Source organism: Alkalibacterium subtropicum, from assembly GCF_900112455.1.
GTDB lineage: Bacteria > Bacillota > Bacilli > Lactobacillales > Carnobacteriaceae_A > Alkalibacterium > Alkalibacterium subtropicum.
Genome location: NZ_FOLT01000012.1, coordinates 1 through 24,757, shown reverse-complemented (window position 1 = coordinate 24,757; position 24,757 = coordinate 1). Strand labels below are relative to the sequence as shown.

Annotated in this window: 21 protein-coding genes, 1 tRNA gene and 1 pseudogene; 7 read left to right on the top strand and 16 right to left on the bottom strand. The window is 45.1% G+C overall.

Going from position 1 to position 24,757, the window contains the following annotated elements:
- Nucleotides 1–5: 5 nt before the first annotated feature.
- From BM049_RS12210 to BM049_RS09670, 3 genes and pseudogenes are all read right to left on the bottom strand, one after another.
- A pseudogene (locus tag BM049_RS12210) lies at nucleotides 6–782 on the bottom strand (ABC transporter ATP-binding protein); the annotation flags it as partial.
- Between the two features lie 98 nt (nucleotides 783–880).
- Nucleotides 881–1,801, bottom strand: coding sequence for an ABC transporter permease (locus BM049_RS09675; RefSeq protein WP_091531058.1), 921 nt, complete (start codon nucleotides 1,799–1,801; stop codon nucleotides 881–883).
- Between the two features lie 16 nt (nucleotides 1,802–1,817).
- Complete coding sequence (locus tag BM049_RS09670; RefSeq protein ID WP_091531056.1) at nucleotides 1,818–2,720, bottom strand: ABC transporter permease; 903 nt, start codon at nucleotides 2,718–2,720, stop codon at nucleotides 1,818–1,820.
- Nucleotides 2,721–3,160: 440 nt separating this feature from the next.
- Here BM049_RS09670 and BM049_RS09665 point away from each other — a divergent pair, with 440 nt between their 5' ends.
- Nucleotides 3,161–4,774: a glutathione ABC transporter substrate-binding protein gene (locus BM049_RS09665; RefSeq protein ID WP_091531053.1), complete on the top strand. Its 1,614-nt coding sequence runs from the start codon at nucleotides 3,161–3,163 to the stop codon at nucleotides 4,772–4,774.
- Nucleotides 4,775–4,966: 192 nt separating this feature from the next.
- Nucleotides 4,967–5,725 (top strand): potassium channel family protein, encoded by a 759-nt coding sequence (locus BM049_RS09660; RefSeq protein ID WP_245751915.1) that lies wholly within the window; start codon nucleotides 4,967–4,969, stop codon nucleotides 5,723–5,725.
- Between the two features lie 258 nt (nucleotides 5,726–5,983).
- Here BM049_RS09660 and BM049_RS11880 read toward each other — a convergent pair whose 3' ends face one another.
- Both BM049_RS11880 and BM049_RS09655 read right to left on the bottom strand, forming a co-directional pair.
- On the bottom strand, nucleotides 5,984–6,154 hold the full coding sequence (locus BM049_RS11880; protein WP_177188676.1) for a hypothetical protein: 171 nt from the start codon (nucleotides 6,152–6,154) through the stop codon (nucleotides 5,984–5,986).
- Between the two features lie 89 nt (nucleotides 6,155–6,243).
- A tRNA-Val gene (locus tag BM049_RS09655) sits at nucleotides 6,244–6,316 on the bottom strand.
- Between the two features lie 137 nt (nucleotides 6,317–6,453).
- Between BM049_RS09655 and BM049_RS09650 the strand changes: the two genes are divergently transcribed.
- Nucleotides 6,454–7,758, top strand: coding sequence for a hydroxymethylglutaryl-CoA reductase, degradative (locus tag BM049_RS09650; RefSeq protein WP_091531050.1), 1,305 nt, complete (start codon nucleotides 6,454–6,456; stop codon nucleotides 7,756–7,758).
- Between the two features lie 664 nt (nucleotides 7,759–8,422).
- Here BM049_RS09650 and BM049_RS09645 read toward each other — a convergent pair.
- From BM049_RS09645 to BM049_RS09635, 3 genes are all read right to left on the bottom strand, one after another.
- The gene (locus BM049_RS09645) at nucleotides 8,423–10,582 is read right to left on the bottom strand and encodes a heavy metal translocating P-type ATPase (protein ID WP_091531113.1); all 2,160 of its coding nucleotides are present in this window, start codon (nucleotides 10,580–10,582) and stop codon (nucleotides 8,423–8,425) included.
- A gap of 217 nt (nucleotides 10,583–10,799) precedes the next feature.
- Nucleotides 10,800–13,040: an alpha-galactosidase gene (locus tag BM049_RS09640; RefSeq protein WP_091531048.1), complete on the bottom strand. Its 2,241-nt coding sequence runs from the start codon at nucleotides 13,038–13,040 to the stop codon at nucleotides 10,800–10,802.
- 133 nt (nucleotides 13,041–13,173) lie between these two features.
- Nucleotides 13,174–14,496 (bottom strand): MATE family efflux transporter, encoded by a 1,323-nt coding sequence (locus BM049_RS09635; protein ID WP_091531045.1) that lies wholly within the window; start codon nucleotides 14,494–14,496, stop codon nucleotides 13,174–13,176.
- Nucleotides 14,497–14,848: 352 nt separating this feature from the next.
- Between BM049_RS09635 and BM049_RS09630 the strand changes: the two genes are divergently transcribed.
- From BM049_RS09630 to BM049_RS09620, 3 genes are all read left to right on the top strand, one after another.
- The gene (locus BM049_RS09630; protein ID WP_091531042.1) at nucleotides 14,849–15,289 is read left to right on the top strand and encodes a VOC family protein; all 441 of its coding nucleotides are present in this window, start codon (nucleotides 14,849–14,851) and stop codon (nucleotides 15,287–15,289) included.
- A 240-nt stretch (nucleotides 15,290–15,529) separates the two neighbouring features.
- The gene (gene mscL, locus BM049_RS09625; protein ID WP_091531039.1) at nucleotides 15,530–15,943 is read left to right on the top strand and encodes a large-conductance mechanosensitive channel protein MscL; all 414 of its coding nucleotides are present in this window, start codon (nucleotides 15,530–15,532) and stop codon (nucleotides 15,941–15,943) included.
- A gap of 366 nt (nucleotides 15,944–16,309) precedes the next feature.
- A complete protein-coding gene (locus BM049_RS09620) occupies nucleotides 16,310–16,993 on the top strand; it encodes a DUF554 domain-containing protein (protein WP_091531037.1) in 684 nt (227 codons plus the stop codon).
- Nucleotides 16,994–17,063: 70 nt separating this feature from the next.
- Here BM049_RS09620 and BM049_RS09615 read toward each other — a convergent pair whose 3' ends face one another.
- From BM049_RS09615 to BM049_RS09585, 8 genes are all read right to left on the bottom strand, one after another.
- On the bottom strand, nucleotides 17,064–17,975 hold the full coding sequence (locus BM049_RS09615; protein WP_091531034.1) for a phosphate/phosphite/phosphonate ABC transporter substrate-binding protein: 912 nt from the start codon (nucleotides 17,973–17,975) through the stop codon (nucleotides 17,064–17,066).
- Nucleotides 17,976–18,293: 318 nt separating this feature from the next.
- Nucleotides 18,294–18,416 carry a putative metal homeostasis protein gene (locus BM049_RS11875; protein ID WP_177188675.1) on the bottom strand — a complete coding sequence of 41 codons (123 nt, stop codon included), beginning with the start codon at nucleotides 18,414–18,416 and terminating at the stop codon, nucleotides 18,294–18,296.
- A gap of 18 nt (nucleotides 18,417–18,434) precedes the next feature.
- Nucleotides 18,435–19,505, bottom strand: a complete 1,071-nt coding sequence (locus tag BM049_RS09610) for a CobW family GTP-binding protein (RefSeq protein WP_177188674.1) — start codon at nucleotides 19,503–19,505, stop codon at nucleotides 18,435–18,437.
- Nucleotides 19,506–19,550: 45 nt separating this feature from the next.
- Nucleotides 19,551–19,820, bottom strand: coding sequence for a 30S ribosomal protein S14 (rpsN, locus tag BM049_RS09605; RefSeq protein WP_091531029.1), 270 nt, complete (start codon nucleotides 19,818–19,820; stop codon nucleotides 19,551–19,553).
- A 17-nt stretch (nucleotides 19,821–19,837) separates the two neighbouring features.
- On the bottom strand, nucleotides 19,838–20,038 hold the full coding sequence (gene rpmF / locus BM049_RS09600; protein ID WP_091531026.1) for a 50S ribosomal protein L32: 201 nt from the start codon (nucleotides 20,036–20,038) through the stop codon (nucleotides 19,838–19,840).
- A gap of 620 nt (nucleotides 20,039–20,658) precedes the next feature.
- Complete coding sequence (locus BM049_RS09595; RefSeq protein ID WP_091531025.1) at nucleotides 20,659–21,828, bottom strand: hydroxymethylglutaryl-CoA synthase; 1,170 nt, start codon at nucleotides 21,826–21,828, stop codon at nucleotides 20,659–20,661.
- Between the two features lie 85 nt (nucleotides 21,829–21,913).
- Nucleotides 21,914–22,825 carry an NADP-dependent oxidoreductase gene (locus BM049_RS09590; RefSeq protein WP_091531023.1) on the bottom strand — a complete coding sequence of 304 codons (912 nt, stop codon included), beginning with the start codon at nucleotides 22,823–22,825 and terminating at the stop codon, nucleotides 21,914–21,916.
- Nucleotides 22,826–22,983: 158 nt separating this feature from the next.
- The gene (locus BM049_RS09585; protein WP_177188673.1) at nucleotides 22,984–23,625 is read right to left on the bottom strand and encodes a phosphoribosyltransferase; all 642 of its coding nucleotides are present in this window, start codon (nucleotides 23,623–23,625) and stop codon (nucleotides 22,984–22,986) included.
- A 224-nt stretch (nucleotides 23,626–23,849) separates the two neighbouring features.
- On the opposite strand from BM049_RS09585, the gene BM049_RS09580 reads away from it, so the two are divergent.
- Nucleotides 23,850–24,281, top strand: coding sequence for a YtxH domain-containing protein (locus tag BM049_RS09580; protein ID WP_091531019.1), 432 nt, complete (start codon nucleotides 23,850–23,852; stop codon nucleotides 24,279–24,281).
- Nucleotides 24,282–24,757 lie beyond the last annotated feature (476 nt).

The following is a 24,757-nucleotide window of genomic DNA, read 5'->3' as shown; positions in this document are numbered from 1 at the left end:
GTCTTTTCCTCGTGCAGATTAGGAATAGCGGCTAGAAGACGTTTCGTGTAATCTTCTTTTGGATGACTGAAGATTTCTTTAGTCGTCCCAGCTTCAACGACTCTGCCCTGATTCATGACAACGATGTTTTCACACATATTGGCAACGACTCCAAAGTCATGGGTGATAAGCAGGATGGACGTCCCTGTCTTCTCCTGTATTTCTTGTAGCAATTCTAAAATCTGAGCCTGAATCGTTACGTCCAAAGCCGTCGTTGGCTCATCCGCGATGAGCAGTTTCGGGCTGCACGCCAGCGCGATCGCAATGACGATACGCTGACGCATCCCACCTGACAGTTCATGCGGATACTGCTCATATCTTTCATCAACGTCCGGTATCCCTACCAGATGCATGATTTCCTTTGAACGAACAGCCGCTTCTTTTTTAGACACCTCTTCATGGATAAGAATCGATTCCGAAATCTGTCTGCCGATCTTCATCGTCGGATTCAAAGAGGTCATCGGATCCTGGAAGATCATCCCGATGTCTTTTCCTCTTATTTTTCTCATTTCTTTTTCTGATTTTTCTGTAATTTCTTCACCATTGAATCGGATACTGCTTCTTTTATCTACTACAGCATTTTTATCTAAAAGCTGCATGATGGAACGGGCAGAAACACTCTTTCCACTCCCTGATTCCCCTACGATTCCCAAGGTCTGACCATGAGAAATCTCAAAGGAAACATCCGAAACCACTTCTGTCAGGGACTCGCCCGTATCAAAAGAGATTTTCAAATTTTCCACTTGAAGTAGTTTTTCTGTCAACTCAATCAATCCTCTCAAAATATCGATCTTTTATTTCTATATAAGTCCTTTGTCTTTATCTTCCTAGCAAGCTTAAATTAATTTAAACTTATACGTTTGTTCAGGAAGCGATATAGAACATCCACAATAATGTTGACAAAGACGAAAAGAAATGCGAATACGAGTACGCCCCCCTGGACGATCGGGAAATCCCTTGCTCTAATAGCGTTGATGATCAGTCTTCCCAGCCCGTTGATGGCAAAAACCGTTTCTGTAAGCACGGCTCCACCGAGTAGTGAACCAAACTGCAGACCCACGACTGTAACAACAGGAATCATGGCGTTCTTTAAAGCATGGCGATAAACAACGACACGTTCGCTGACCCCTTTGGCCCGAGCCGTTTGAATATAGTCCATATCGATCACTTCAAGCATGCTTGACCTGGTCATCCGTGCAATAATAGCCGACCCCGCCGTTCCCAGGGTGATCACCGGAAGAATCATCTGCTGGTGGGTTCCCCATCCTGAAGCCTGGAACCAGCCTGCTCCGATAACCAGCCACTGAATCAGCATCAGACCGAGCCAGAAGTTAGGCATCGACAAGCCGAATAAGGCACCGAACATAATGACTGAATCTGTCACAGAATAACGGCGTACGGCGGAAATAACTCCGGCGATCAGTCCGATAAACACTGCGAGCAATGTACTGTAAAAGGCAAGTTCCACTGTCGGGGCAAGCCTTCCGAATACTTCTTCAGCTACAGGACGTCCGCTCCTGATAGAGTCTCCCAGGTCTCCGGTAAGAACACCTTTAAGATAATCCCAGTACTGAACGGGGATAGGATCATTCAAGCCTAAACGTTCGCGGACTAATTCAAGTTGTTCCGGCGACGCACTTTCTCCTGCCATAATCTGCGCAGGATCACCCGGAATAAGCAGCATCATACTAAAAGTCAAAATAGTGACACCAATTAAAACGGGAATCATCTGTACAAAACGTTTACCTAAAAATTTTAACAATGGATTTCCCTCTTTCCTAATTTTTCGATTTTGGATCCAGTGCGTCGCGGAGACCATCACCGAATATGTTAAATGCTAATACAACAACAACGATAGCCAGACCGGGAATAGTCGCAACGTGCGGGGCATCCCACATGTAGTTTCGACCGTCACTAAGCATAGCTCCCCATTCTGGCGTAGGCGGCTGTGCACCCATCCCAAGGAACGACAGACCACTTGCCGTCAGTACGGATGTTGCTATATTCAATGTGGCCTGTACAATGATTGGCGACATGATGTTGGGCAGAATGTGTCCGCCGATGATGCGCAGGTCATTCGCCCCCAGTGCTCGTGCGGCCTCTACATATTCAAGTTCACGTACTTCAAGCGTCGATCCTCTGGAGATCCGGGCAAAAACGGGAATAGAGAAGATGGCAACTGAGATGATCACGTTATTGATGCTGCCACCTAAAACACTGACAATAGCCAAAGCAAGCAGGATACCAGGGAAAGCAAGCAGAACATCCATCAAACGCATGATGATCGTGTCTACCCAGTTCCCGTAATAGCCAGAAATAACACCCAGGGTCACTCCGATCGTCATCCCAATCAGTACTGAAAAGAATCCGACTCTTAGTGTAATACCCATTCCATGAATGATTCGAGTGAAAATATCTCGTCCATGGTGATCTGTTCCAAACCAGTGCTCAAAGGACGGACTCTCAAGCAATGCATCATAATTTTGAGCATTGGGTTCATAAGGAGTCAGATAAGGGGCGAAAATAGCAATCAATATTAAAATCGTAATCATAGTCAGCCCAATCAGAGCGGACTTGTTCCTATAGAACTTTTTCCAGAATTCCTTGAATCTTACTATATTAGGATCCAACTGCTGTGTTTGCTTTGGATCAACTGTATTCATACTTATTTCTTCATGCATAAGTCTTACCCTTTCTTTTAATTGATTTTTTTATCTACTGTGCCGGTAAATCTATAATCGGTTTTTTTATAAGAAAATTAGAGTTATCTAATTAAATTACATGGTCCATTCTTACATATCGATTAGAACTTTGCAATATAATTCTGGTAATTTTTAATTTTAATACAAAGTTTCCACATCAAAAAACCTATTATATAATGATAAAGTAAGAATTATTTAAAAAGATAAGTATTCTCATCGTTTTTTAATTAAAAATAAAAAAATAATATTTTACACATAAAACGTTTCCATTACTTTTATACAGACATTTTAGATGAGTTTTATATTAAACGCTCTAATCAAAATCACATTTTAGCCTTGCCTTTTAAATTTATATGATATATATTATGAATTATATTTTAGAGTTAACAACTATTAAAAAATTAGGGGAGTGTTACAACATGAAAAAAGTTAACAAGAAATCACTGTTGCTGACTTCATTAACAGCCACCGCATTATTATTGGCAGCTTGTGGAACAGATGACAGCGAGCCAGCAGCAGACGCTGAAACGACAGGCGATGAACAGGCACAGGACGGTGCTCAAGGCGGCGACCTGGTCATTGCTCAATTATCAGATGCTGTTTCATTGGATCCACACGGTTCTAACGACACACCATCTAGTAATGTAGCCTATAACATCTACGAGTCTTTACTTGTAACAGATGAAAATATGGAACTGCAGCCGGGGTTGGCAACAGAATGGGAAGCTGTAGACGACTTGACATGGCAGTTCACTTTACGTGAAGACGTCACTTTCCATGACGGATCTGAATTTAATGCTGATGTTGTCAAAGCGAACTTTGATCGTATCTTAGATGAAGATATTGCCTCACCCCGTTCATTCTTATATGAAATGGTAGAAGAGATCAATGTCGTGGATGATTACACGATCGAATTCGTTACAGAGTATCCGTTCTCACCATTACCGGCTCATATCTCGCATAACGGTGGGGGCATCATGTCAGCTGAAATCATTGAAGAAGATTACGCTGCACTTGAAGATGGCGAAGAACCAGGAAGTGTTATCAACCAGAATCCAGTAGGTACAGGACCTTTTGTCTTTGAAAGCTGGACTTCCGGAGAAGAGATCGTACTGACAAAGAACGAAGAATACTGGGGTGGTGCACCTGCACTTGATTCCGTTACTTTCCGAGTCGTTCCTGAAGGTGCTACACGTTTAGCTGACTTGGAAACTGGTGCTGTACACGTTTCTGACCCTATCAGTCCGTCTGACATCAGTCGTGTAGAAGGAACAGACGGCATCCGCGTCAACCAGCAGCCGTCCGTCTCACTGTCTTATATCGGATTCAATGCTGAAAAAGAACCGTTTAATGACAAACTTGTACGTCAGGCACTTTCACTGGCCATCGACAAAGACCAGATCATCAATGGTATCTACCAGGGAATCGGTATTCCTGCTATCGGACCCCTTGCTCCGGATGTCTTCGGTTATGATGAAGATGTATCAGGTTTAGGCTATGATGTTGAAGAAGCGAAAGCATTACTGGCTGAAGCTGGTTACGAAGACGGCTTCTCAACAACATTATGGACAAACGACAACCAGGACCGAATCGATATCGCGACGAACGTTCAGGCTCAACTTCAGGAAATCGGCGTCGATGTTGAAATCGAGATCGTTGAGTGGGGTGCTTATCTGGAAAACACCGCAGCCGGCGAACACGACATGTTCATTCTTGGCTGGACAACAGTTACAGGAGATGCCGACTATGGTATGTACCCAATGTTCCATTCTGCTAACTTCGGAACACCAGGTAACCGTACTTTCTTTGCCACAGATGAGTTAGACTCACTGCTTGAAGAAGCACGTCAGAACCCTAATCAGGATGAACGTCAGGAATTATACAGCCAGGCACAAGAAATCCTTGTTGATGAAGCACCAATGTCATACATCCACCACTCGGAATTCCTGCTTGGTGTCAGTGAAGATGTTGAAGGCTTATGGCACCACCCAACAGGTATCATGATGCTGAAAGATGTTTCATTGAATCAGTAGCCTGAAAAGAAATCAATAACAAAGAAGCAGCGCCTTAAAATCATCGTTCTAAGATGACTTGAGGTGCTGCTTTTATTCCCTCTATCTATATCCTTTGACATTGGATTAATATATAATAAAAAAATATAATTAACTTCGCAGGATTTTTAGAGTTTTTCGTTAAAATATTAAACAACAGAGAGCGGTAATGTGATGAATGTGACAACACTGAAGAAAAGATACGATTTAGTCATTATATTTCTGGCACTTATATCAGTAAATTTAGTTCTACTAGATATTATATCCTTAGTTAACCTGAATACATCTCCTTTTAAAGAGGTAGATACACTGATTTTACTCATATTTACTATGGATTACTTTGTCCGCTTATATTTATCGGAGAACAAAAAGTCATTTTTTAAGACGAACATTTTTGATCTGGTTGCAATCATTCCTTTTCATTCTGCTTTCGCTATATTCAGAATAACCAGATTTGTCAGACTGACCCGTTCATCCCGTCTTTCTCGATTCAGTCGAACGTCACGATTATTTGGTTTAACAAGGATCTTAGGTGTTATCGGTAAAGCGACGAAGCATGTAAAAGCATTCCTCAAAACAAACGGATTTATCTATATGATGTATATCGGTGCTGTAATTTTACTGACGGGAGCGACTTTCTATTCGATAGCTGAGAATGTGGATTTTATTGATTCATTGTGGTGGGCTTTCGTGACGTCCACTACGGTCGGATACGGTGATATCTCTCCTTCGACACATGTTGGCAGGTTAACTGCTATCGTTTTGATGTTAACGGGCATAGGATTGTTCGGCGCTTTGACTAGTACGATGACTTCATTCTTCATGAATGACCCTGACAAAGAAATTGAAAGTCAGCGTAATGAAATAAAAGAACTGAATACTAAAATCACTCAGCTTTTAGAAAAAATGGAGAAGTTAGAGATAAATAACTAGGGATCTAAGCACAGGCTTTTGTGCCCTTCGCAGCTCTTACAACCTTATGAAGGGCACCCAATCCCACTTTCCGCACCCGGTATAACTTTTCTTACCTCACGGAGGGGATGCAATCAATTTTTCAAACCCTATAAGGATCCTTTCAATTGGAAAAAGACAGTAGAATCAGACTGGTTCTACCGTCACCTTATTTTAATTCTATTAACTGACACATACGATTTCTTTCATCGTATACTTGCTGAACCAGTTTTGCACTTCTTAATCCGTACCCAGTAGTTCAAGCGTGCCTCCAGCGTTATGCAGAGTCCCTTCAGAATAATCCAGGCCGCTGGTCGCATAATCATAGCTCAAAGCAGTCCGCAGCTGTTCAATAATTGGCTTATCGCTTGAAAAGTACACGGACAGGAAGGACCGATAATATATTTTCACTGTTATTTTAAGCTGAAGGCATGCATAGTATACAAAAAAATAAGCTTATCACTATTGGGGTTGGTCAATAGTGATAAGCTTATTAAATATGGTCGCTACTGGGCTCGAACCAGTGACCCCTACCTTGTCGAGGTAGTGCTCTCCCAACTGAGCTAAGCAACCGTTATGATTCATTACTATTTGATTATACTAAAGGCTGAGCAAAAAGTAAACCTTTTTTTAAGAATACGGACTCCTGCTTTTCTTTTTTCGTGAAATCATTCATAATGGAAGAGACAGAATAAGGAAGGACCGATACGATGGATACGACACATTTAACTAAATTCTACAAAAAGAAGCATGATGATAAAATTGATTCCTTATTTTTGGCCGGGGTGATTTCTAAAAAAGAAAAAGACAAGCTCCTGGACCGGACACTGGAACTTGACCCTGAGACGGGCAATCATATGATTGAAAACTATATCGGTAACTATTCCATGCCTTTGGGTGTGGCGATGAATTATGTGATCGATGGGGAAGAACTGGTCGTGCCTATGGCCATAGAAGAACCGTCCGTCATTGCCGCCTCCAGTTTTGCCGCAAAGATCATCGGCTCGGCCGGCGGGTTTAAAACAACGGTTACCCAGAGAATGATGATTGGCCAGGTCACGCTTAAAAATGTGCCGGATATCGAAGCAGCGACAAAAAACGTTGAAGAAGCGAAGCAGGAGATCCTCAGCCGGGCGAATGAAGCTTATCCTTCCATAGTAAAGCGCGGCGGCGGAGCGAAGAATTTGGAAGTTCGTCTCCTGGACGATGACACGGACATCGGCATCCCCACTTTTTTATCCGTTCATATTCACGTGGATACACAGGAAGCGATGGGGGCGAATATCGTCAACACCATGATGGAAGGGATCGCGCCTTACATCGAAGAGCTGACCGGTGGAACAGCCCTTCTCCGCATCCTGACGAATTATGCGACCGAGTGTCTGGCGACATCCAAGTGTGTGATCCCGGCACACAAGCTGAAGACCGGTGAATTTTCAGGGGAAGAAGTCAGGGACCGTATCGTTGAAGCTACACAGGTCGCAACAATCGATCCCTACCGTGCCGTGACGCATAACAAAGGGATCATGAACGGAGTGGATGCCGTGGTCTTGGCCTCTGGCAATGACTGGCGGGCGATCGAAGCCGGTGTCCATGCCTATGCCAGCAGGTCCGGGCAGTATCGCTCTTTAACATCCTGGTCGAAAAACGAAGCCGGCGATTTGGTGGGCGAACTGACTTTGCCTCTGCCCGTGGGAACAGTCGGCGGTTCGATCTCCATCCACCCTGCAGCCAAGCTGGCTCACTCGATCATGGATCATCCGCAAGCACTTAAACTTGAACAGGTGATCGTTTCAGTTGGCCTGGCTCAGAACTTTGCGGCCGTCCGTGCTCTCGTCACTGAAGGCATCCAAAAAGGCCACATGGGTCTCCATGCCCGTTCCCTGGCTATCAGCGCCGGAGCCAAAGGCGATCATGTCCAGCAGGTCGCTGACATCCTCAAACATTCCAAACACAAAAACCTGCAGCGTGCCAAAAATATCCTGCTGAACATACTGGAAGAATTCGAAAAATAAGACTATTTAATAGAAGAGAACCTTCATGCCGAAGGTTCTCTTCTATCTTTTCAGTTGATTTTTTATATTTCTGCTCACTAAATCCTCTTTTTCTCTGAGTGGGTATAAACGATTTTTAAAGTGCCCACTGAGCTTGTCAGGTCTAGCGATAAGTAACAATAACTCTCTTCTTTTACCCACCGATCCTGATTTCCAAGCCGGCCTGGTACTAAAAATGCCATGTAGTAACTGCTCAAGCACTGAATCTATTTAGTAGTAAGATGAAAGGGCATTTGTTTACCACTCCGTTAAATTTCTTCTCGGAGTTGTCATTAGCAAAGCATTTTTATCCCAGCTCAGGTATCCTTTTGAAACCGGCAGCCACAACTTCCACCATTTAATGACCACTCCGATCATCTTTTCCTTCAGTGGACACATGTATAATCTCTTCTACCAACTGGCCGCGGAAAATGACTGGCTTGATACAAAAATTCAGACAAAGGCAGGCAATACACCCGCCAACATAATCAAATGAGGGTCCTACTCGCCTGGAGCGAGTAGGTTCATAGTAAAAAAGCGACAAAGCTGTCATTTCCTTTCGAACCTGCAGAAAAAAGCACGAAGGATAGGAGACATCACTTTGAGTGACGTCTCCTATCCTTCGCGCTTTTTCACTTTATCCAGGTTACTTGCTTTCGGCTGCTGGTTTCATTTCTTTCTCGTCGTCTGATTCATCATCCATACTGAGCAGGCGGGCATTGATGGCTACGATGACCGTACTTAAGGACATGACGGCTGCTCCGATCGCCGGTGTGATGATGATGCCCTGATAGTAGAGGATACCGGCTGCCAGCGGGATCGCAATAATGTTGTATCCTGCGGCCCACCACAGATTCTGGATGTTTTTCCGGTGGGTGGCTTTCGAGAGGTTCAAGGCGTTCAGCACGTCCCGGGGATCACTGTTGACTAAAATGACATCCGCCGTTTCGATCGCAACGTCCGTTCCGGCTCCGATGGCGATCCCGATGTCTGCAGCAGCGAGAGCCGGCGCATCATTGATGCCGTCACCGACCATGGCAACTTGTTTGGAGCCGTCTTCCTGCAGGCGTTTGATATGCTCCGACTTCTGATCAGGCAGCACTTCTGCGATCACTTCAGTCAAGCCTAGTTCTTTCCCGACACCGTCAGCGACACGCTGGTTATCCCCAGTGATCATGACCGTGTCGATCCCCATCTCTGTCAGTTCCCTGATCACTTTATAAGACGACTCGCGGATGATGTCACTGAGCGCGATCATGCCCTGCAGTTTCTTGTTTTTCAGTACAAAAATGACGGTTTTCCCCTGCTGGGAGAGTTCGTTATAACGGTCTTCATCAAAGGCGATCCCTTCTTCTTTCATCGCTCCCGGGCTTAAAACTGACACCGTGTCTTCATCGATTTTCGCTTCCAGACCTTTCCCGGTCAGATTATTGTAATCTGTCACACCCAGACGCTGAACATTTTTCTCTTCACCTTCGCGCACGATCCCTTTGGCGATAGGGTGGTCGGATTGACTTTCCACGGAATAAGCCAGCTGAAGCAGGTCTTCTTCTGATGTACCGTCTGCCGGTATCACAGCATCGACGCCAAAAGCCCCTTCGGTCAAGGTCCCGGTTTTGTCAAAGACGATCTTGTCGATGGTGCGTGCGGATTCGAACTGCGTGCGGTTTCTGATCAGCAGGCCTTTTTGTGCGGCAATGGAGGTGGAGACGGAACTCACCAGAGGCATCGCCAGACCCAGCGCATGCGGACAAGCAATGATCAGGACGGTGACCGTTCTCTCAAGGGCAAACTCGAAGTCGGAGACATTAACCCAGTAAAGCATGGTTAAAAGCCCTGCACCAAGCGCCACATAAAAGAGCCACTTCGCTGCTGTGTCTGCAAAACCCTGTGCTCGTGATTTCGCGGCCTGAGCGTTTCTGACCATATCAACGACTTGTGCAAGATAGGTTTCTTCTCCAACTTTACTGACTTCTACAGTCAATACCCCTTCACCGTTGATGGATCCGCCGATGACATTCTGTCCTTCCTTCTTCTCGACCGGAACAGATTCGCCCGTCAGCATCGATTCATCGATCGACGAATTTCCTTCCAAAATTTCACCATCTAGAGGTACTTTTTCTCCGGACTTGACTAGGATCTTATCTCCCGGATGTAGCTCTTCGACGGATACCTCTGTGGTATTGCCGTTCTCATCCAGTTTATGCGCATCATTGGGCATCAGGTTTATCAGTTCTTCTAGAGCCTTGGAAGCCCCCATCTGAGAGCGCATCTCGATCCAATGTCCTAAAAGCATGACAACGATCAGTGTAGCCAGTTCAAAATAGAAATCACTGCCTTCAATGAAGAAGGTGGTCAGCGTACTGTAAACATAGGACGTCGTGATGGCTAAAGAAATCAGCGTCATCATCCCGGGCGTATGATCGTCTAAGACTTCTGATTTCAGCCCTGTAAGGAACGGTTTTCCGCCGTAAAAGAACACAAAGGTGGCGAGCGCGAACAGGACTAAGTCAGATCCAGGGAAAGACACCTCAAATCCGAATAAATGCTGCAGCATCGGAGCCAGGATGGCGATAGGAACGGATACGGCAAGAGATATCCAGAACCGTTTCTTAAAATCCTCGACCATGTGGGCATGATGATCATGATGGCCTTCGTGACCACCATGAGCTTCATGACCGTGATGGCCTTCACCCTCGCTGTCGTGATGTTCATGTTTCATATCCTCGTGATCGGAGTGACTGGACGGGTCGCGATTCTGTGTCTCTTGCTCTTCATTGTGATCAGTATGCTGTTTCTCTGACATTTCACTCATCCCCTTGATGGTTAGATTTTTGTTTACATCTGTAATCTTTAACTGTAATTTGCCGCTCATCAGCTTCTGTGTCAACCATTATCTTCTTACTGTTATTATACGGCTCATGACAAGCGGGAACCAAACCATTTGAATAGTTTCATTAAAAAAACACCTGAACGCCAGAAATCTCCCGGCATTCAGGTACACGCTCACCTTTAAAAAGCAGCTAGTCTTTGGCCGACAGTTTCACGATCCAGCTGTAAAAGTCGGTCTTTCCGTTTTTCGACCAGAAGTGGCCCCGCTGTCTTTCGTTTTCACTGAAAAGCAGACCGATCGTATTTAGGTCAGACCCGTAACGTTCTTCTCCGTCCGGTAGGGTCGTATACACGGTATCTTCATCCAATCCAGCCAGTTTCAGGCGGCTGTAGGTCGGATTCGGCTGGGCGAGGACCTGATAGAACCCGACCAGCGCTTCTTTCTTGTCTTCTGAAACGACCATCCAGGCCGCATCATTGCCTTCAAACGGACTCGAAAGACGGTAAAAGGTCCCTTCATGGATAAGGCTTCGGTTCTCTTTGAAGAAAGCGATCTGTGCTTTCACCTTATCCATTTCCCGCTCAGTCAGCTGCGTCACGTCCAGTTCATAGCCGAATGTCCCAAAGTAAGCCACTGCACTCCGCATATCCAGAGACGTCGTGCGTCCCACCTGATGGTTCGGAACGGCAGACACATGACTGCCGATACTCGACAGCGGATAGACCAGGGACGTGCCGTACTGGATCTTCAGCCTTTCGACCGCATCGGTGTCATCACTCGTCCAGGCCTGCGGTGCATAATACAATAAGCCCGGGTCGAAGCGTCCGCCTCCACCGGCACAGGACTCGATCAATAAGTCAGGGTACTTGTCCAATAGTTTCTCATATAAGGCATACACTCCTAAAATATAGCGGTGATAGAGCTCCCCCTGCTGGTCATGCGGAAGGATCGTCGAAAAGGGCTCAGTAATGTAGCGGTTCATGTCCCACTTGATGTAGTCGATATTCCCTTTAGTCAGGACCGCATCCATCTGTTTAAATATAGCATCGACAACTTCTGGATTGGAAAAGTCCAGCACGAACTGATTGCGTCCATGTGACATCGGCTTGGCCGGCATATGGATCACCCACTCAGGATGTTCCTGATAAAGCGGCGTGTCTTTGTTGATCATTTCCGGTTCAAACCATAAACCGAACTTCAGTCCCAGCGCATGGACCTTTTCAGACAGACCTTCAATGCCGCGCGGCAGTTTGGACCTGTTTTCTGTCCAGTTACCTAAAGAACTCGTATCATCGTTTCGCTCACCGAACCAGCCGTCATCCAGGACAAAGAGTTCCACACCGGCATCTTTAGCTTTTTCCGCCAGTTCTATGATCTTTTCTTCATTGAAATCAAAGTACGTCGCTTCCCAGTTGTTGATCAGGATCGGACGGGTCTGGTTCTTCCAGGGTTCTCTGGCCAAACGATTGTGGTACAGGTCATGATACGTCTGACTCATGCCGTTGATGCCCGTGTCTGAATAGACCAGGACCACTTCCGGCGTCTGAAAGGTTTCATCCGGTCTCAGCTTCCACTGGAACTGATAAGGGTTGATGCCCATCGTCACGCGCGTCACATTGTAGGTATCCACTTCCACCTGACCCAAGTGATTTCCGCTGTAGACTAGACTGAAGCCATAGACCTCGCCTTGCCTTTCAGTCGTTTCCGGCCGGGCCAGCGCAAAGAATGGATTATGCATATGACTGCTGGCTCCGCGGGCGCTGGAGATCGACTGGACCCCTTTGAACAAGGGCTGTCTCTCGATGTGATTCTCTCTCGCCCAGGCTCCGTTCAAATGGATCATCTCGAAATCTTTGTCAGGAAAATCGATGCTCAGTGACATCGCATGATTCAGCTTCATCGTTTTGTCTCCGGCATTATGGAATTTCGCACTGCGTGTAATGACCGCACGTCCTTCAAACACTGTATAAAACAGGCTGATCGTTAAATCGGAATGGGTATCTTTCAAAACCACTTCCAGCGTCTGAGCTTCTTCGGCTGACTCAGTGTAAGTGGCCGGCAGTCCGTCCAGTTTCGGTTTCCCTTCATGGACCGTGTAGGAATCATAAATCAGATGAGAGATGCGGTCGCCTTCCGGATATTCCAGTTCATAGGCCGGATAGCGAAAATCTGTCGTTCCGAACCCCGGATATTCCTGTTTGATGTGCTCAAGAGAGGAGGTATAGTCCCGTTCATTCAGATTGATCGACGAACGGGGCTCTCTTTCGATCAGAAAATCAAAGGATCCTCGGTGATGGATTTGCTTGCCGAAGTATAGATGTTCCAGCTGCTGGCTTTTCTCAAAGACTCTGAAAATATAGCTGACATGCTGATTGGTCAGGTGGAATTCCAGTTTTTCATCGTTGACGTGAATAAGTGTTTTATCAGGCATTTTTTAAAGTCCTCCTGTAATAAAGTTGTTCCTTTTTGTTGTCAAAACATCAATTTATGTAATCGCTTAACTTTAATCGTAGTATATCACATTACCGTTTCTATTTTATAGAGAAATTAAAAAGGACCGGGAGCTACCCGACCCTTTTCTTCCGCTTCACTCGTTTTCCAGGATTCATCTTCCAGGCGATCAGTCCCAGAACAAGCATTTCTGCCAGGACAAAAGACAGCCAAACCCCCACCATGCCGTAGAACTGGCTTAACACTAAAACTAAAGGTACGATGATGATGCCCCCTCTGAGCATTGAAAAGAACAGCGAGCGTTTCGGTTGATCGGTCGCCCCAAAGTAGCTGGTCGAAACGATATTAAGCCCCGCAAAAAAGAAGCCGGCAAAATAGATCAGCAGTCCTGTGGTGGCCATGTCCGCTATATGGTCATTCTGTTCACTGTTGAACGCTTGGATCAGCTGGTCGCTGAAGAGATGGGTTCCGGCATAAATCAGGCCACTTAAGACAAAAGCTGTCCCCAAAGACAAAGCCAGTACCTGTTTGATCTGTTTGAGATCCTTCAGACCGTAGCTTTCACTGAGCAGCGGCTGGGTCCCTTGCGCCACGCCGGCAAATAATGACAGGACAACAAAAGAGATATTCGCAATAATGCCGTAAGCCGCAAGACCCTCATTTCCTTCGAGCGAAAATATGATCGTATTGAACGTGAACATGACGACGGATCCTGATATTTCATTTACGAAGGCAGAAGAGCCCAGATACATGACATCCTGAATCAGAAGCATCTCGACTTTCTGAAAAGCAAAGGAAAGCTTGTTCAAGGGTCTGAAAAAGTGAATGCTCAGCACGCTCAAACTGATGATGGGTGACAGACTCGTCGCCAGGGCTGCGCCGAACATCCCCATTTGAAGCGGGAAGATAAAAATATAATCCAGCACCACGTTCAGCACACTGCCGATGACCATCCCGAACATCGTCAGTGTCGGATCGCCGTCGTTCCTGACAAACGAAAGCAGACTGTTATTTAAAATGAAAAAAGGAGCAAAAGACAGAATGGTCGTTAAGTAAACGTGCGTAGAGCCGAAGGTTTCAGCATCGGCGCCTGAAAAACGGGCGATTCCGTCTGCACCCAACTGGCCTACAAGCAAGAACACGAGCCCCAGCGTCAGCGCGAACATAAGCGTTTGACTATATACTTTCTTCGCCTGCTTCTGCTTATCCTGAGATAACAGGATCTTGTAACGCGTCGCTCCTCCCAGACCCAGCATCAGACCAAAACCATGCATGATGCCAAAGACCGGAATACTCAGATTTAAAGAGGCGATCCCGTTCGGCCCCAAAGCTTGAGCAATAAAGAAGGTGTCTGCCAGGATATAAAAAGAAATCCCCAGCATCCCAAGCATATTCAAGCTTACATATTTAATAAATAATTTCACACTTCGCTGCATGACGGACCTCAACCTTCTAATCAAAAAATTTTACCTTAAAAAACCAGCTTACTTAGTCCGCCCCTTTAAGTCAACCTTCTTTAAAAAATCGATTGTGTGATTCACTGGCTTTTTATAAAGATACCAGTCTGCTTCACCCACTCTCCCGCACATTTCTGCTGCTGATCATGTCGATTCACGCTATAAAATCACCACTCTGACAGGTGGACAACAACAAACTGAACGGATTCATCAGAAAAGAAATCTCAGTCGTCCCATGGTATAGTTTCTGTAGTGAGTAAAACCCTGGATTTCCACATGTCTATTGGAAATGACATAATTATCGATTAAAAAGGAAAGGAAGTTTTATCTTATGACTACTAGTATATCGCCTTACTTGATGCTAAATGGAAATGCAAGAGAAGCAATCGCCTTCTATACAGCTGCTTTTGACACGAACGTTGACAGTATGGACTTTTACAAAGACTGGCCGAAGGAAATGGGTGGAGCGATCCCGGAAGGTTACGGTGATAAAATCATGCATGCCAGCATAGCGGTAGGCGATTCACATTTAATGTTAGCCGATACGTTTCCCGATCAGCCCTATGCTCCCGGTTCCGTTATCACGCTCATGCTTGATGCACAAAATGTCACAGAAGCGGAAAGTCTGTTCAAAAAACTTTCAGCTGAGGGAGAAGTGATCATCCCCTTAGCAGAAACAAGTTTCAGTCCTGCCTATGGTCAAGTGAAAGATCCTTTCGGTATCGAGTGGCAGATCGTCACTGATTCAGCTGCTATGAACTCATCGTCATAGATGGAAAATTACCAACAAAGAAGGATGAATGTCTGACTGGACATTCATCCTTCTTTGTTATCTCTAGACGAAAGCATTCTAGAAATCCTCTCATATTTTTTCATGAAACAAAACTATTTCATCAGTTGTCACGCCTAAACTTGTCGATCAGCTAGCGGAATAAGACAGGCATCACCTATATTCAAAGATTAAAATACGTTATACTGTAAGAAGAAAAAATATTTTAAGAGGAATGATTTTATGTTAAATGAATTCAAGGCTTTTATCATGCGCGGAAACGTGGTGGAGCTTGCCGTCGGTATCGTGATTGGGGCTGCATTCACAGCTATCGTCACTGCCTTCGTCGATAATATCATCACACCGATCATCGTCGCTCTTTCAGGTAATGCCACAGTTAAACAGCTGTCTTTTCAAGTCGGCGAGGCCACGCTGACATACGGTTTGTTTTTACAGGCTGTCTTAGATTTCCTGATCATTGCTGTCGTGCTCTTTATTATGATCAAAATCATCAATCAACTGGCGCGTAAAGAAGAAGCAGAGCCCGAACCGGAAGTCAAAGCCCCGACTGTCGAATCTTACTTGGCAGAAATACGCGACTTACTTGCAGAGCAGTCAGACGCCTCGACAAAAGGGTCAGAAACAGATATGAGATAGGACATATATTGTTGAGTTCAGTATGATTCTTTTTACAATATGCTTTAGACAAAAACGATCTTTCCTATTCTAATAGGGGTGATCGTTTTTTACTTATCACAGAGAAGAAGTGTATCGCTGCGTGTCCTCCAGCTGGCTTCCTCTTCCCCGAAAGGCACGCACGTTATTAAAGAAGAGTGAGCTCCGCGTTCCCAAAGTGCATAAAGTATGTATAAAAGTGGTGAAACTGACGCATAGTCAGTTTCCTCTGCTACTATAATAAACATTCTCTCATATGCTCACCTTTGATTTTAATTTGTATAGTCCACCCATCCCATTTATAATATAAACACATAGACTATCGGTTTAGCTAAAGGAGTACATGTTATGTTTTTCGGTGTAATTATCAATACCCTGGCTATTTTTACAGGCAGTATCATCGGTTTATTTGTTAATAAGGGGATTCCCATGCACATTGAAAAGGCGCTGATGAAAGCGTTGGCTCTTTCTGCGCTGTATATCGGGATCACGGGTCTCTCGTCTGGAGAGAATACGATCTATATCATCCTATCCATGGTTATCGGTGTGACGATCGGCGAGATCATTGATTTAGATAAGAAAATCAATCAGATGGGAGACAGGCTGGAGAGTCGTTTCCCCGGTAAGAACGGATCCGCCTCTATATCTAAAGGTTTTGTCATGAGCAGTCTGATCATGGCAGTTGGTGCCATGTCGATCGTCGGACCGCTGGAAAGCGGCCTCACGGGTACACATACTATCCTCTTGACAAAATCCGTTATGGACGGGTTGACCAGTATCATCCTTGCTTCAAGTATGGGGATAGGGGTCCTCTTTTCCGGGGTTATCGTCTTTGTGTATCAGGGCGTGATCACCCTGTTCGCCAGCGGGCTCGACAGTATTCTGACTGATCCGATGATCAATGACATCAATGCGGTCGGTTCACTGATCATTCTGGCTCTCGGACTAAATATACTCGAGATTACCCGGATCAAAGTCATGAATTTTGTGCCGGCGATCTTCATCCCTATTTTATTCTTTCTTTTCTATTAAAAAACTGTCAGTCAAAGATTTCTTTTGTCCCCATTACATGGGACTGAAGAAATTGACTGACAGTTCTTTTTTATTCGATCGAATCCTGGAATTCTTCGTAAACCTCTCGTACGATATCGTAGTCCTCTGATTCAGCTGGAGCAAAGCCTTCCCAGTTGTAGACCGCATCAAGAACTCCCAGCATCTCCTCATTATCATTGATCGCCAGGAAAGCTTCTTCGATAGCTGCTTTGACGTCTTCAGGCAGTTCACTTCTGACTGACAACGTCGCATTCGGTATTTCGTCAGTCGTTCCGATGACTCTCACCTGTTCATTGATATCGGGAATCTCCTCTTCGAGTCGGACGCGTGCATCCTGGAACGTTGTGGCGAAGTCTGCCTGCCCATCGACTAAAGCAAGAATGGCTCGGTCATGCGCCCCGACTTCGCGCAGCATGAAATGCTCGTCCAGATCCTCGACCCCTTTATCCATCAGCTGCTGGGCCGGGAAAAGATAGCCCGAGGTGGAGGCATAGTCGGTAAAGGCCCATACCAAACCCTCTGTTTCCACCAGATCATCGACTGTCTCAATATCAGAGTCTGCGGGCACACTATACTGGGACCTGTAAGTAGCCGAACCGTTACGTATAGCTTTCAGCAGAACTTCGGCCTCTGCCCGTTCTTCTGCCTGTACATAGGCAAAGGGTGGCAGGAAGGCAATGTCGACATGCTGGTTGCGCATGGCTTCGATCAAACCGGAATAATCGGTCAGTACTTCTGTCGACACGGGAATATCGAGTTCTTCAGACAGATATGTCCCGAAAGGCTCCGCAGTTTCAGCCATATTTTCTACATCAGCTGACGGGAAGAAGCCAAGAACCAGTTCGTCGATCTCTGGTTCCGTCGTTTCAGTTTCTTCATTTGTTTCTGTTTCATCTGCGGTACAGCCCACTAGGACAACTAGTGCTGCCAGAAGAACACTCAATCCTTTGAATGTTTTCATACGTCACAACCTTTTCATTTCATAATAATCTAAACGTACCTATTCTACACCAGCACATGAAGATAGTCAATATTCAGAACTGATCAGTCTCCTGCCATGTGTTGATTCGCTTGTCCTTATCATCATCTCAGGCGTCACCACCCATTGACGGCAGTTGTTCCCTGCTGTCCTTCAGAGCTGTTATTCTTTGATAAAGCTATTCTACAGTGCCCGACCACGATTTTTATGCGGGACCGAGAAAGGATTTTGCATGTATATATGCCCCCTAAGTAAAAGTGTTCATTGCAGCCCCACGCCTAAGTTACTGTTTTTCATGATCTATTTTACTCCACGCTTGATTTTTTTAAGTTGTTTAATCACTTTAAGTCCGCGTCGCGCCGTTTTCTTATTCGGACTTTTCATCATTCGACGTGCTGTCGATACATCTTTTTTTTCAGCCATTATCAGCCACTCCTTATATTAATTTTTCACTTCCATTGCCAATTCTTCCATCAAATCTTCAGTTACAAGACACTTTTGGAAAGACTCTTTCATTTCTTCCAGAGGTAAATTTTTCCCTATAAATACGAAAACAGATTCACGTTCTTTCTCACCCCAAGGTTCACTGCGTGCAGTTCTCAGCGTCATATTCACGCCCTGGTAGATGACCTGATTTGCCTCCCCGTACATCTGCAGTACCCCCTTATATCTTAACAAGTCCATCCCATATGTCATGATCAGTTCATTCATCCACATATCGAAAAGTGTCGGGTGGATCGGATTTCTGGATTTCAACGACAGCGTCACAATACCTTCCGAGTGGGGACCGTGATGATGTTCATGTCCGCCGTTTTCGTGATGGTGTCCATCATGGTGTTCATGACTGTGATGGGTTTCTTCCACCTGCGGACCATCATCCGCTTTAACTGTCTGCTCTTTAAAAAGAGCCAACCCGAGGACGTCATTTACCGAAACACCATCCAGATTCAATCTGTCGATGTCTGCAAAAGGATTGAGTGACCGCAGTTTCTGTTTCACTAGGTGAACAGTATGATCGTCTTCCTGTTCTGCTTTTGTCATAAACAGCTTATCTGCGAAGGCAATCTGAGCGATCGACTCCTCATAATGGGCCATTTGATACAAGCCGTTTCCGGCATCCACTAACGTCAGTACAGAATCGATCTCAAAATGATCCTGCAAGAATGCTGTACGCATAAATGTCTGCACAATGGGCCCGGGTGCCGCTAAACCGGTAGTCTCTATGACGATACGATCGATCAGAACCGTCTGCTTTTCTATTAAGTTATAGATCGTCCGCAGAGTATCCGACAGGTCTGTACGCAATGTGCAGCACAGACAGCCGTTATTCATTTGGTAAACTTCTTCCTCCACGTTAACGACGAGATTGTGATCCACTCCTGCATCACCGTATTCGTTGACGATGACTGCAACTTTCTCATCATAGGGTTGCCGGAGGAGTTCATTGATCAATGTTGTTTTTCCGGCACCTAAAAAGCCTGTAATAATCGTTACGGGTATTTTCGCACTCATTTTCATTTTCTCCTCTTCCAGTTACTGCCAGGCTGTCCTTCAGGATCACCAGCTGGCTTTTATGACTCCGGGGATTTTACCTTCGTGAGCCAGCTGACGGAACGTGATGCGGGACATCCCAAATTTACGCATGTAGCCCCGTGGTCTCCCGTCTGTTTCGTCGCGGTTCTGCAAACGCGTGGGCGACGCATCCCTAGGCAGTTTGGCTAAAGCCTGGTAATCTCCCTCTTCTTTTAGTTTCTGACGTAATGCCGCATATTTTTCTACTGTTCTCTGCTGACGCTTCAGCTTTTCTATTTTGCTCTTTTTAGCCAAAAGTCACACTCCCCTTTTTATTTTAGCGCTGACAACTTACTCGATTTACTTGTCGACCACTTTATTCCATTATAATAACCGTCTTTTGATATCCGATGACTCATTCTGTATTCACCTGAAGAAGGATCCAGCGAAAGGCCTCCCGGTGTATTCAATCCTTTATGCGTTCGTCTTTTTTTCTGTTTCGCTTTTGATGTGCGTTTCTTAGGGACTGCCATTATACTCACTTTTTCAGCAAACATCTAAATCGTAATCATTACGTTTTACAACTTTACTATATACTTCATTCTAAGTCAATAGGTTTATTCCAATAATATTACACTTGGACTAATTAGGCTTAGTTTATATGTATTCTTTTAAACATCATCATTACGTTTTATCACGATGAAAGGAATGCTTTTATGGGGGGCAGAAGCACGAAAAAAAGACGCGGAATGAGTGATTTAATTTGCTGGCTGTCCATCATTGTGAGTTGGTAAAGCGTGAAATCTTTGGGTGCTCAGTTTCGACAAACACAGTACTATCCGTACTATCCGCACTTTCCAAACTTCAGACTCCCAACTGGCCTTAGGTATGATCGAGGTTGCCAAACACCAGATACTGGACATTATGGAGGAATTATAGTCTGTTCAGCTGAATGATCAGGCGTCACCAGGCAAAGGTATCTTACTTTTTCGTTGAGCCTCTCCTCAAATTTTCTTATACTGGCCTGTATTCCATCAAGGTTTAATTTCAAACAAAAAAAGGTATCAGTACAGTGCTGATACCTTTTTTGTATGGTATTTCTTATAAAAAGAGGCGACTTGAAAACATAGGATCCGCTATTCCTTCTACACGGTCACTTTACTTCGTATTTTCTGATATTATCCTGGATAGCGGTCAAATAGGCTTTACCCTTGTTCATTTTTTCGCTGTTGGTTTCAATATCGGAACCGTCTTTAGGTAAAGATTTTTCCAGCAGTTCTTCATATTCATCGAGCGACAGCTCCTGACGGGAATTCAAGAGGGATTCATGTGTGTCTTTATTGAGATAGGCCTTGTACCCCGGCTGGATAACGCCACTGAAAAACTCGCCAACGGCGCCTGAACCATAACTGAACAGGCCGATACGTGACCCTTCAGGCAGTTCCTCAGACTGTTCAAGCAGGGACAGCATGCTCAAGTACAAGGAGCCGGTATATACGTTACCGACTTGTTTATTATAGGTAATACTGTTCTGATAATGACCCATCAAGCGTTCTGCATCCTCTTCAGGTGCGTTTTCAGTCAGACTGAGCAGTGCTTTTTTCGCCATTTTTGTGTACGGCAGATGGAAACAGATCGCTTCAAAATCGTTTAACTCTCTGTCTGTTTTTTCTTTATACTTTTCCCAGACCTCTTTCAGGAAAGAAAGGTAGGATTCATTGGAAAATTTTCCGTCAACGAAGGCATAGTCTGAATACAGGGGTCTCCAGAAATCTGAGATGTCTTTAGTCATTGCGGCACTGTCGTTATCCAGGGCCATCAGCCGAGGGTTTGAGGAGATGACCATTGCGACCGCACCGGCACCCTGAGTAGGTTCTCCGGGTGTATTCAGTCCGTATTTCGCAATATCAGAACCGAGGACCAGCGCTTTACTGTCGGGATTTAAAGCCACATGACCCATCGCCATTTTCAGTCCGGCCGTCGCACCGTAACATGCCTGCTTCAGTTCGATCGAACGTGCATTTTCCTGGATATCGGTCAAGTGGTGTACCCAGACTGCCCCAGATTTAGAATGGTCGACACCAGACTCCGAGCCAAACAGCACAAAATCGATCTTTTCCCTATCGTCATCGTCCAGAATCGACAGGGCTGCATTTGCGGCCATGCTGACTGCATCTTCATGAAGAGGAGCAACGGCCATTCTTTCCTGTCCGATCCCTATAGTGTATTTGGCGGGTTCGACCCCCCTTTTTTCAGCCAGTTTTTCCATATCTACATATTGATCAGGTGTATAAAAACCTATTTTATCTATTCCGATATTCAATCGCTTATCCTCCTATTTGCAGCTTTCATCTATTCATTCTTTTTCAGTATACCCAAGCTTCTTTAAAAAAGAATTAAGAAATCCTTTATTCTTTCATTTTAATGATCAGCTTCCCCCGGACATGACCCGTTTCACTTTTTTCGTGGGCTTTCCTAACAGCTGCTTCTGTAAATGGTAAGACGTCAGCGATGACCGGTTCAAGCTTTCCTTCGGCCAGCCACTCATGCAGCTGACTGAGGGCTGCTTGCGTGGGCTTCATCGAGAATGATGTTGCATCATAGTCCTCTGTATCGACGTATTCACTGGGATCTCCGGCAATAGACAACAGTCGACCTTGTTTATCAATAAGCGAAAGGCTTTTCTCCAGTACTTTTCCACCTAATGTATCCAGCACAAGGTCAATATCTTCTAAGGCTGTTTCAAAATCTTCCTTTTCATAGTTGACAGGACGATCGGCACCTAAAGACTCCAGCAGCTCCTGATTGCTTCCGCTGGCGGTGGCAGCTACCCATGCGCCTTTGATCTTGGCGATCTGCACGGCAAGAGAGCCGACACCTCCAGACCCGGCATGGATCAGCACTTTCTCGCCGCTTTTTATATCCCCGCGTCTAACGAGCGCTTCATATGCCGTTTGTCCTGTCAGGGGTACTGCTGCCGCTTCTTCAAAAGAGACAGAGTCATCCAGTTTTACCGTTCTGTCCGGGCGGACGGATACGATTTCGGCATACGTTTTAGATCCGTTAGCCATGACACGGTCTCCGACTTCAAAACCTGTGACTTCTTCACCGACTTCCATGACCTTGCCAGCCACATCATTTCCCACGATCATCGGAAGTTTCCCACCGAACGAGCCGCTACGCCGTTTTGTATCCACGGGATTGACACTCGTTGCGAATACTTCCACCAGCAGACGGTCGGGTTTTAATTCAGGTTTGTCGATCTCTTTCATATTTAATTCGTTGACTCCACCAAATCTTTCGATCACTATCGCTTTCATCACTTATCCTCCTTTAGTGCCTCCGTCACTCCACTCTCATTCTACTTCAGGAGTGACTTTTTACTGCTTCTCATGCCGGCTTTTCTGCAAAAATAAACTAAGGATCCAAAAGATGCTCGCGTTGTTACGATCAGTCAGCTTACTCTACCTTCCCAGGTTCATTCAGACGGATCGTGAAAAGAACGGAGCATGTCCATTACTTCCTCATCCTCGACCTGCGGAAAACTCATATAATAGGCGCCGACAGCCCCACGAAACATGTCAGGGACCTCGACGACTGACACCTCATCCACCAGTTTCTCCAGCTCGTGGTACGTGTCTTTTGGGATGACCGGTACAGCCACGATGATTTTTTCAGCTTCTTGTGCCTCGACCGCTTTGATTGCGGCTTTCATCGTCATACCTGTAGCGATTCCGTCATCGACGAGTATGACCGTTTTCCCCTTCAGCGGCTGTTTTGTCAGTGCTTTTGAATATGTCCGCTGACGCCGGGCCATTTCATTGCGGATGCGTTTGAGTTCTGTCGTCAGCCATTCGGGATCAAGCAGGGTCGCTGATGTCTCATCTAATATCGGATCGCCATGTTCGGATAGCGCACCGATAGCATATTCAGAATGGGTGGGATGACCAATTTTTTTCGACAGTATGATATCAAAAGGAAGCCGATGTCTTTCTGCTATTTCGATACCCAAAGGGATGCCACCACGCGGTAGAGCTAGCACAACGGTATTTTCAGCATCAGTCACATCAAGTCTATCAGCTAATTGCTTCCCGGCATCTAGACGATTTTTAAATTTCATCGCTATTCCTCCTAAGCATTCATCCATTGACAGTTTCTGCTGCAGTTCTTTCCGGTTCATTATTTTCAGTATAACATGAAACGATCACACTCAATATTGGAACGATTTCCTGTCTGCTTACTGTGCCACTTCCCCGCTATAAGTGGTTCTAATTTAAAAAAAATCATATTTGGTCTATAATAAACACAGAACATTAACCATTTATCAACCAAGGAGGAACTATTATGGGATTTATTAAAGGTGCTTTATTCGGTGCGGCTTTAGGTTTATTGCTGGCGCCTAAGAGCGGTAAAGAAACACGTGAAGACTTACGAAGAAGAATGGATGACTCAAAAAAGTCAGCTGGTGAATATGCCGACAAAGCCAAAGTAAAATCGGGTGAAATGTCTCAGACAGCTGGTACAGCCACAGAAAATATCAAACTGACCATAACTAAAACAGCTAAGGAGTTACGCGACCAGCTGCATCACGCTTCAGAAGAAATCAAAAATGAAGCCCGTACGCTGAAAGATGAAGTGAAAGAAACAGCTGAAGATGCCTACGTTGATGTAGCTATCGAAGTTGAAGACGCTTCTGAAAAGATCCGTAAAAATAAAGAAGAATCAGACTCCGATGAATCGGATCCAGTCGATCCTAATTCAACTCCAAACCTTTAGGCAGATAAGACCTCAGACTGTAAACAGTCTGAGGTCTTTTTTATGCTGCTCATTTCTTTAAAAACCCCTACCTCGTTAGTGTTTACCAAAAATGTAATTATTTCTAATTAGAGATATACAAAAAAATCGGGAGAGCGGCAGATTAACTGAAAGAACGATCATCCCATACAGGGCTCTACAGACCCTGTTTTATTTTGGTGCCAGCGGGATCCCCCTCACTGAACATCAAGCACTGTCAGCCAAGAAGTCAAAAATGAGAACTATTTGAAGATGCAGTTAAACATTCGGGCACGCAAGTTTTAAATGTGGCTCAACGTTTGGTCAGCAGTAATGATTATTCTGCAGTATCGACAACATTTTTTTGATATGAAATTGGATGAGTGTTTTTCAGGGGAAGTAGAGAAAGTGTTCACTCGAGTGAACTTTCTTATATGAGTGCGACATCTTGGCACCAAAAGTGTTCACTCAACCAATAC

What these genes read in the sequence shown, in the direction of transcription:
- BM049_RS09670 (WP_091531056.1), bottom strand. Translation starts at nt 2,720, where the DNA reads ATGCATGAAGAAATAAGTATGAATACAGTTGATCCAAAGCAAACACAG.
- BM049_RS09665 (WP_091531053.1), top strand. Translation starts at nt 3,161, where the DNA reads ATGAAAAAAGTTAACAAGAAATCACTGTTGCTGACTTCATTAACAGCC.
- BM049_RS09660 (WP_245751915.1), top strand. Translation starts at nt 4,967, where the DNA reads ATGAATGTGACAACACTGAAGAAAAGATACGATTTAGTCATTATATTT.
- BM049_RS09650 (WP_091531050.1), top strand. Translation starts at nt 6,454, where the DNA reads ATGGATACGACACATTTAACTAAATTCTACAAAAAGAAGCATGATGAT.
- BM049_RS09645 (WP_091531113.1), bottom strand. Translation starts at nt 10,582, where the DNA reads ATGTCAGAGAAACAGCATACTGATCACAATGAAGAGCAAGAGACACAG.
- BM049_RS09640 (WP_091531048.1), bottom strand. Translation starts at nt 13,040, where the DNA reads ATGCCTGATAAAACACTTATTCACGTCAACGATGAAAAACTGGAATTC.
- BM049_RS09635 (WP_091531045.1), bottom strand. Translation starts at nt 14,496, where the DNA reads ATGCAGCGAAGTGTGAAATTATTTATTAAATATGTAAGCTTGAATATG.
- BM049_RS09630 (WP_091531042.1), top strand. Translation starts at nt 14,849, where the DNA reads ATGACTACTAGTATATCGCCTTACTTGATGCTAAATGGAAATGCAAGA.
- mscL (WP_091531039.1), top strand. Translation starts at nt 15,530, where the DNA reads ATGTTAAATGAATTCAAGGCTTTTATCATGCGCGGAAACGTGGTGGAG.
- BM049_RS09620 (WP_091531037.1), top strand. Translation starts at nt 16,310, where the DNA reads ATGTTTTTCGGTGTAATTATCAATACCCTGGCTATTTTTACAGGCAGT.
- BM049_RS09615 (WP_091531034.1), bottom strand. Translation starts at nt 17,975, where the DNA reads ATGAAAACATTCAAAGGATTGAGTGTTCTTCTGGCAGCACTAGTTGTC.
- BM049_RS11875 (WP_177188675.1), bottom strand. Translation starts at nt 18,416, where the DNA reads ATGGCTGAAAAAAAAGATGTATCGACAGCACGTCGAATGATGAAAAGT.
- BM049_RS09610 (WP_177188674.1), bottom strand. Translation starts at nt 19,505, where the DNA reads ATGAGTGCGAAAATACCCGTAACGATTATTACAGGCTTTTTAGGTGCC.
- rpmF (WP_091531026.1), bottom strand. Translation starts at nt 20,038, where the DNA reads ATGGCAGTCCCTAAGAAACGCACATCAAAAGCGAAACAGAAAAAAAGA.
- BM049_RS09590 (WP_091531023.1), bottom strand. Translation starts at nt 22,825, where the DNA reads ATGAAAGCGATAGTGATCGAAAGATTTGGTGGAGTCAACGAATTAAAT.
- BM049_RS09585 (WP_177188673.1), bottom strand. Translation starts at nt 23,625, where the DNA reads ATGAAATTTAAAAATCGTCTAGATGCCGGGAAGCAATTAGCTGATAGA.
- BM049_RS09580 (WP_091531019.1), top strand. Translation starts at nt 23,850, where the DNA reads ATGGGATTTATTAAAGGTGCTTTATTCGGTGCGGCTTTAGGTTTATTG.